Origin of the sequence: Sphingopyxis sp. LC81, assembly GCF_000756375.1 — a bacterium.
Lineage (GTDB): Bacteria > Pseudomonadota > Alphaproteobacteria > Sphingomonadales > Sphingomonadaceae > Sphingopyxis.
Map to the genome: position 1 here is coordinate 23,299 of NZ_JNFD01000045.1, position 6,782 is coordinate 30,080.

General features: G+C 61.0%; 5 protein-coding genes and 1 pseudogene. 4 read left to right on the forward strand and 2 right to left on the reverse strand.

The features are described 5' to 3' along the window. Nucleotides 1–465: 465 nt before the first annotated feature. From FG91_RS19150 to FG91_RS19160, 3 genes are all read left to right on the forward strand, one after another. Nucleotides 466–897, forward strand: coding sequence for a hypothetical protein (locus tag FG91_RS19150; protein WP_152568185.1), 432 nt, complete (start codon nt 466–468; stop codon nt 895–897). A gap of 305 nt (nt 898–1,202) precedes the next feature. Beyond that, on the forward strand, nt 1,203–1,781 hold the full coding sequence (locus FG91_RS22435; protein WP_268746391.1) for a lytic transglycosylase domain-containing protein: 579 nt from the start codon (nt 1,203–1,205) through the stop codon (nt 1,779–1,781). 160 nt (nt 1,782–1,941) lie between these two features. Next, nucleotides 1,942–2,274 carry a hypothetical protein gene (locus FG91_RS19160; protein ID WP_037518314.1) on the forward strand — a complete coding sequence of 111 codons (333 nt, stop codon included), beginning with the start codon at nt 1,942–1,944 and terminating at the stop codon, nt 2,272–2,274. 15 nt (nt 2,275–2,289) lie between these two features. Here FG91_RS19160 and FG91_RS19165 read toward each other — a convergent pair whose 3' ends face one another. Next, nucleotides 2,290–5,187 carry a Tn3 family transposase gene (locus FG91_RS19165; protein WP_037518315.1) on the reverse strand — a complete coding sequence of 966 codons (2,898 nt, stop codon included), beginning with the start codon at nt 5,185–5,187 and terminating at the stop codon, nt 2,290–2,292. A gap of 95 nt (nt 5,188–5,282) precedes the next feature. Here FG91_RS19165 and FG91_RS19170 point away from each other — a divergent pair, with 95 nt between their 5' ends. Beyond that, nucleotides 5,283–5,912 carry a recombinase family protein gene (locus tag FG91_RS19170; protein WP_004213007.1) on the forward strand — a complete coding sequence of 210 codons (630 nt, stop codon included), beginning with the start codon at nt 5,283–5,285 and terminating at the stop codon, nt 5,910–5,912. A gap of 768 nt (nt 5,913–6,680) precedes the next feature. Here FG91_RS19170 and FG91_RS21890 read toward each other — a convergent pair. Next, nucleotides 6,681–6,782: pseudogene (locus FG91_RS21890) on the reverse strand (IS5/IS1182 family transposase); the annotation flags it as partial.

Genomic DNA, 6,782 nt, shown 5'->3' on the forward strand with positions numbered 1-6,782 from the left:
CACAAACAGTGACCCTGCGCTACAGGGCTAGCGAGGCGTTCTGGGAGATACAGTGTCGCGCGATATGCGAATTATCCATATGCGAACGACGGGCCTACTCCCTGCCAAGCCTGCTAGCGCACGTGGCCGAGAAAAAGCTCGGTGAATTGGGAAAACTCACCCCGAAGGACCTGCTCTATTTTGCGAGAACGGACCTGGTTTGTGGTGATATCCCAATCAACATCGGGGTAGATAAATGGGTCAACGATCGTCTTAGGAGGGTCCGGTGGCGCCTCTCTGAATCGTCGGGAACCCGCGTTACCAATATCCAGCTACACCGGCTCGCATTCTACATCATCACTGGGGCATAATATTCAAGCCAGAATTGAGGCCTTCTCTGCTTGACATTGGAGCGCTCTGCCGCTCGCCTGCATAGGAACGAATTAGTTCATATCATGGAATTTATTCATTTCTTCGGGGCGCAGAATGTCAGTGTCAAATCTCTACCGGTCTCTATGTCAGGAGCAGCAATCACGGACGGGCTTATCGATCAGGCAGGTCGCCAGTACCGCCAGATTAAGCCCTGGGACGATCGATCATTTTTTGGCGCGCGGTGGCACGCCCAGCTACGATCGATTGCTGGCGATCAGTGATGCATTGCGGATCGACCGGCTACGAGCCCAGATCGCTCTCGAGGTGTTGGGTTGCGCGGAATCATATTACTCCCCCGGTACGATACTCGTTTCGCGTCTCGTACCTCGCCTAGCCCAGGCCATTTCGCGTCCCGACAATGAGCTCGACGAAGAATTGAATAGTTGGCAAACTGAAGCGATCATCAACCAAGCCGAACAGGCGATCTGCAAAGGATTGGAAACCAACAAGCAGATCAAAGAGCGTTTTCTGGCGCTAGGTCGATGAAACGCAAGGTTATGCTCGCGAGCGGGTTACCCTTCTATGCGCTTTGCACTAGCGTCAGCGCCAATGAGACGTCCCATCGTCGAGCCGAACTGATCGATTTTGCAAAACCTCCGCTCCCTCGCGGCGACGCTCCTCAGATTTCCAGCGTTATAAGCATGGATTTTGGCAAGAAAGTCGATACTGTGGAGCCCAATCCCAACATTGTATTGCAACTGCGGACACGCGCGGCATCATCAAGTCCTCCAAACGATCGCATACGGGTACCTTCGTGGATGCAGCCCGAAAGATCAATTCGGTCCGCGAGCATGAGGCACAATCAGATTGAGTTGCTTGGCCGCTGTAGGCCGCGTCCCTATCTCCCATCTAACATCCTTGCACGTGACGCCGAGCGACGCCGAAAACTTCTCTATTCCCTCGTGCGCGAGGCCGCCTGCGAAGCCGGCATTCCGGTCGCTTTAATGGACGCTTTGCTCATGCAAGAAAGTCGCTACAATCCTGTCGCAGTCAGCCCTAAAGGTGCTTTTGGTCTCGGGCAGCTAATGCCCGGCACTGCGAAGCAACTCGGCGTAGATCGTTATAGTCTTCGCGGTAATCTTCGCGGGACCGCGCGTTACCTTGGCTGGCAGTTGCGCGAATTTGGCCGGGTCGACCTGGCCCTTGCAGCCTACAACGCTGGCCCAGGGCGCGTCCGAAAGGGTCGTCGCATCCCGCGCATAGTCGAGACCCGGAATTACGTCAGTAAGGTCCTTGCCAACTGGCGCGTAATTGAATCCAATTATCTGCCTCCTGCGTCCAGACAGGCGCCGCTCCCGCCTCGACGGGTCTTTGGTTGGGAAACTTTTCGTCCAGAACCAGAATCCGCGACAACAGACGACGATGCTTGACCAAGGGAAATTAAAGTTCCGTAGGTGCGCGGTTTGTCGAACGTGTCGAATGGCCGTTCTTGCTTTCGTAACGCTTCGCCCAAAGGGCGGATGCCATGTCCGCATTTTCGAGCGCCGAGCATGATTTCGAAAGCCTGAGTGAACGTGAGAGGAATGAGAAATGGTACGACAAGTCACCTTATTCGACACGACCTTGCGAGACGGCGAACAGGCGCCGATGAACGCCATGTCCGTCGATACGAAAGTTATGCTTTTCAAGCAGATTGCCGCAACGGGCATTGACAGGATCGAAGCCGGTTTTCCCGCAGCGTCTCAAAGCGATTACGAGGCGGCGTCACTGATCCTACAGGAAGAAACCGGAGCCGCAGTCAGCCTTTTCGCCCGCGCGACCCGCCGCGATATCGAATGCTGCCTCGAACTTGCCGGAAACCGGCGAGATCTCGAGATTCAGATTCTTGTTACGGGCTCAGAAGTGGGGGTCGGTTCCGGCTGAGGGCGGAATGACACCCTAAGCGCCGGCGTCCTTGGGCCAAAGGTACTCGCCAGTGAGGAGGATGTGTGCCCATCCGAGCGGCGAAATATGGGCGAGAAGATGGTCGGGGGTATCGAGCCCTTCGCGGCGCCGGGCCTCAACGGCATGGCCAAGGTGCAGGGTGTTCCAGTAGACGATGATGGCGGTGAGCAGGTTGAGGCCGGCGATCCGGTAATGCTGACCCTCCGTCGTGCGGTCGCGGATTTCGCCCTGACGGCCGATGCGCAGGGCATTTTTCAGCGCATGATGTGCCTCGCCTTTGTTGAGGCCGACCTGTGCACGGCGCTGCATGCCGACGTCGAGTATCCATTCGATGATGAACAGCGTCCGCTCGATCCGGCCCACCTCGCGCAGCGCGGAGGCAAGATCGTTCTGGCGCGGATAGGAGGCGAGCTTGCGCAAGATGCTGCTCGGCGCGACCTGTCCAGCGCTCATGGTGGCGGCGCAGCGGAACAGATCGGGCCAGTTGGAAACGATCAGCGCCTCACGCGCCTTGCCGCCCACCAGCGGGCGCAATTCGCTCGGCGTCGCGGCAGGGTCGAACACGTACAGTCGTTTGGATGGGAGGTCGCGGATGCGCAGTACAAGGCGGTAGCCGAGCATCGCGCTGATCCCGAACAGATGATCGGTGAACCCGCCAGTGTCGGCGTACTGCTCTTCGATCCGTCGCCCTGCCTCATTCATCGTCAGCCCGTCGAGTAGATAAGGTGCTTCGCTGACCGTGGCTGGAATGGTCCGCGATGCAAACGGCGCGAAGCGGTCGTTGACGTGGGTATAGGCCTTGATGCCGGGATCGTTGCCGTAGCGGGCGTTGATCGTATTCATCGCCTCGCCCTGCCGTGCGGCGGGGAAGAACTGGCCATCGGCCGATGCGGATCTGCCCATACCCCAGACCTGGGCCATCGGCAGCGCCCCTTGCGCCGCGACCACGTTGGCCAGCGCCTGGTCGATCGCCTCGCTTTCGACGTGCCAGCGAGCGAGACGGGAGAGTTGCCAATAGTCGTGAGTGTTGGAAGCCTCTGCCATCTTACGCAGGCCCAAATTCAGGCCCTCGGCGAGCAGGACGTTGAGCAGGCCGATCCGGTCTCCGCACGGCACGCCGGTGCGCAGATGCGTGAAGGCATCGGTGAAACCCAGCGCGGTATCGACTTCGAGCAGGAGATCGGTGATGCGGATGGGCGGCAGCCGGCGATACAAATCGAGCACCAGATCCTCGATCCCATCCGGCGCGTCAGCGGTGAGGCGATCAATGCGCAGCGTGCCGTCCTCGATGCTGCTTTTCGGAATTGTACCGCTGCGCGCGGCGCGACCGAGCCGGGCAAGGCCATCGGCGAGACGCACCTTGCGGTCAGCCAGCCAGACATACGGGTCGGACGGGACCGCTAGCTTCGCGGCATGCGCGACCGCCGTCGGCACGAGGACGTGGCGCAGGTCACCATACCGATGCGAGCGATCGAGCCATATGTCGCCCGAGCGCAGCGCGTCGCGCAAGTGGAACATGACCGCGACTTCCCGGAGGCGGGCATCATCATCGCCCTTCGCCCGCAATTGTCGCCGCCATTTGGAATTTGGGCGCAAGAAATCGTCGGCCGCCGGAACTGCGCCCTTGGTAGCGATGACGGTAGCCGCGTCCAGCAAAGGCCGTGCAACCGCCGCAGCTTTGAGGTCGAGGCATCGCAGCATGCGCGGGGCATACCGACGGAAGCGGTGATACCCCTGATCAACATGGGCCAGCGGATCGTCGCCCAAGGTGTCCGTCAACGTCTTGGCCGTAGCGACGAGGCTCGTGAGCCGTTCCCATCCCGCCCCGCGCGCGACCGCATCTTCCAGCGACGCGCCGTCGCCATGCGCTTCGAGCAATGATTGACCGAGTGCAGTGAAGCCGTTCAAAGTCGCAGTGGTAGCGCCTCTGGTTTCTACGACCCGCGCGTCATGCAGTTGCTTCGCGTCGCGCCAGGTGCGGCCAACGATCCGGTCATGTGTTTCAATCACCGCATCCGCCATCGCAGTGGCCCATTCAATGACACAGACCGCCATGATAGCGCGGCGCCGATCGGCGCCGAGGTCGCGCAGGCCATCGGCGAAGTAGCGCTCGCCCTGCCGGCGTAGCCGGGCGACGCGATGCGGTGGAACACCGGCAAGTAAACCATCATTGAGGTTCATCGCGCGCAGGAACTCGAGTCGGTCGAGCAGCCGGTTCGCCGCGGCGGAGTTGTTGCCCGGCTCAATCCGGCGCAGCCAGATGAAGCGGCTGATCGCCCCCGGCAGCATCTCGGTAGTCAGTCTGTCGAGCCCATCACAGGCGACGGGATCGAGACGGGCCGCGATCCGCTTCTCGATCCGACGTTCGGCGGCGACGAGCGCGTCCGCGCACAAACGCTCGATTGTCGTGATCGCCGGCAGGATGGTCATGGTTCCACGGCAGCGGGCAATGAAGCGCCGGGCAAGGTCGTCGTTTGAGCGTGCCTGCTCGGCTTCGGCGAGAAGCCAGTCGCGGAAAGCCCTGGCATACGGTCCCCGTCCGGGGAACATTCTGTATCCGTAGATACGGCGCAGCGCCTCCATGTGCTGGTGGCGGGTTTGGCGTCGAACGGCATAGGCCGCGAGCGTCTCGCCAGCGATGCCAAGCTGGGCGCCTAGAAAGGCAGATACGGTGTGGGGGATCAGTTCGCCGGGAGCAAGGGTCCGGCCTGGATATCGCAGCGCGCACAACTGCAGGGCGAACCCGATGCGGTTCTCCGGTCGGCGACGCCGGTCGATATGAATCAGGTCATCGTCTGCCAGAATATAATGGCGCAGCAGCGCCGCTTCGTCAGTCGGTAGGTCGAGTAGGGCCGAACGCTGTCGGGCGCTGAGGATATGGCGTCTCGGCATGCACGGCTTGTCCCCATTGAACAGAAGTCTGTTTTGGACAACACTGACCCCACGCAAATCAAGGCTTTTCGAGGCCTAATTCCAGAAGGGTTCAATTGGGACAGCGCGCCGCCATCTACGCCAGGGTTTCGACAGCCGACCAGTCGTGCGAACGGCAGCTCCGCGACCTGGCCGGCTTTGCCGAGCGTGGCGGCTATGAAGTGGTCGAGGTCTTCCGCGAAACCGCGTCGGGCATGAAGGCCAACCGTTCGGCGCGGGCTGAGGTGATGAAGCTGGCGCAGGCACGCCATATCGATGCGATCCTCGTTACCGAACTCAGTCGCTGGGGGCGTTCGACCCAGGACCTGCTCGATACACTCAACCGGCTGTCGGGCTGGCGCGTGTCGGTGGTCGCGATGAGCGGCATGACGTTCGAGGTCGATACGCCGCATGGGCGGATGATGGCGACGATGCTCGCAGGTATAGCCCAGTTCGAGCGCGACATGCTGAGCGAGCGGGTCCGCTCTGGCCTTGCTGCAGCGCGGGCACGTGGCCGCAAACTCGGCCGGCAACTGGGGGAGCGACCCAAGTCGGACCGCCTCGCGCCCAAAGTGTTGGCGCATATCGCTGAGGGGCGGAGCTATCGCTGGATCGCTCGCGACCTGGGACTCAGCAAGAACACGGTCGCCGGGATCGTGGCTCGCGCACGGGGTAACGTGAGCCCTGATGTCACGGTGACGACATGACCGGGGCGTCTGGACGGCTGCGTCCCGATCCCCGGCGCAAGGCGCGGTTTCGCGAAATCGCCCGAGGCATTGTCGCCAAGGATCGCTACAATCGGAAGTACGGGATCGCCGTCGACACTGCTGGCGCCATCGCGCAGGCGCTAGAGCGCGCGTACCGCGATGGAGTCCGGGACGACCCGGCCGCAGCCGTTCAAGCGCCCGAACAGGATGATGCCGGCCCGCTGGAATGGGCGTTGATCCCACCACGACCGCGAGATGCCTTCTGGAGTATCTGCCTATACACCCTGGGCCGCGATACCGATCTCCCACGTGACGGCCATCTCGCTCCGGCTATTACCGAACGCGGAACGCCCGGATGGACACTCGTGGCAGGAGGGTACACCCCTGACAGGGTGATCAGCGATAGGAGCATTGGCCCGCTTGTCCGCCTCGGCCTTATCGCGCTCGCAGTCGATTTACCGGTTCGCATGATCGTAACCGCACAGGGGAAGGAAACATGGGCTCTCTTCTGCCAGCGCGGTGGGATGTACCCTGAGGATCTCACTGACATTTGATCGACATCTGGAGGAACCGTGAAGGGCATCAAGCGCCCCGGACGTGACATTGATGATCTTGTGCAGCATGCTACATCTTCGTCAGTTTTGAGTGCCGAAGGTGCCGCCGTGAGAATATTGTCTGCCTGCTTATTCGTCAGCCTGATGGTCTCCCCTGCATCAGCCGCCTCCCTTTCTCCATCGGCAACGCCTGAGTGCCTGACTCAGAAGTTTCTCAAGCGTAGCAATACCTTGCAGTTCTGCGGGTGAGCATGCGGATGGAGGCTATCGTTATCCATGCCGTGGAGGATTCGATGGTAGTTTCCCAATCCTTGGC

Coding starts and splice junctions, on each gene's coding strand:
- FG91_RS19165 (WP_037518315.1), bottom strand. CDS start 5,187: ATGCCGAGACGCCATATCCTCAGCGCCCGACAGCGTTCGGCCCTACTC.
- FG91_RS19160 (WP_037518314.1), top strand. CDS start 1,942: ATGGTACGACAAGTCACCTTATTCGACACGACCTTGCGAGACGGCGAA.
- FG91_RS22435 (WP_268746391.1), top strand. CDS start 1,203: ATGAGGCACAATCAGATTGAGTTGCTTGGCCGCTGTAGGCCGCGTCCC.
- FG91_RS19150 (WP_152568185.1), top strand. CDS start 466: ATGTCAGTGTCAAATCTCTACCGGTCTCTATGTCAGGAGCAGCAATCA.